We start from the raw sequence: 231 nt of genomic DNA, 5'->3' as shown, positions 1-231 counted from the left end.
TGAGCGGCGGCAGCACGATGCGGAACGCCTGGGGGATCACGATGGTGACCATGGCCCGCCACGTCGGCCTGCCGAGGGACCGGGCCGCCTCCATCTGGCCGCGGGGCACCGCCTGCAGGCCGGCACGCAGGGTCTCGGCGGTGTACGCGGCCGAGACCATGCCCAGGGCCACCATCACGACGACGGGGGTCGGCCAGGACACCCCGAACGCGAAGGGCACCCCGTAGCCGA

The 231-nt window shown here is 74.0% G+C and carries 1 protein-coding gene; it reads right to left on the bottom strand.

The genetic code is table 11. The annotated features are described in order from the left end of the window. The coding region (locus KVS67_RS13570) for an ABC transporter permease subunit (protein WP_217565597.1) at positions 1-231 on the bottom strand (231 nt) is incomplete at both ends.

The sequence above is a fragment of the Micrococcus sp. GbtcB5 genome (assembly GCF_019091605.1).
GTDB lineage: Bacteria > Actinomycetota > Actinomycetes > Actinomycetales > Micrococcaceae > Micrococcus > Micrococcus luteus.
Note: the sequence above shows the minus strand (reverse complement) of the source record. Positions and strands in the feature narration are given on the sequence as shown.